The following is a 314-nucleotide window of genomic DNA, read 5'->3' on the forward strand; positions in this document are numbered from 1 at the left end:
TCGCACCTGCTGTTCGCCCTGCTGCGCCTGGAGGAGGACGCCGAGCGCGACCGCCTGGCCTTGCCGATGTCACGGCTGGCCCGTCACGGCCTGAGCCGCCATGACCTGCGCGCGGCCAGTCCGGCGCCTGTCTCTTATACACATCTGACGCTGCCGACGACAACGTTCGGGTGTAGATCTCGGTGGGCGCCGGAGCATTAAAGAGGGGGGGGGGGGGGGGGGGGGGGGGGGGGGGGGGGGGGGGGGGGGGGGGGGGGGGGGGGGGGGGGGGGGGGGGGGGGGGGGGGGGGGGGGGGGGGGGGGGGGGGGGGGGG

1 pseudogene is annotated in these 314 nt (G+C 78.7%); it reads left to right on the top strand.

Going from position 1 to position 314, the window contains the following annotated elements:
* Positions 1-201: pseudogene (locus JHD67_RS22545) on the top strand (hypothetical protein); the annotation flags it as partial.
* Between the last annotated feature and the right edge of the window lie 113 nt (positions 202-314).

Origin of the sequence: Dyella sp. ASV21, assembly GCF_016428975.1 — a bacterium.
Taxonomy (GTDB): domain Bacteria; phylum Pseudomonadota; class Gammaproteobacteria; order Xanthomonadales; family Rhodanobacteraceae; genus Dyella.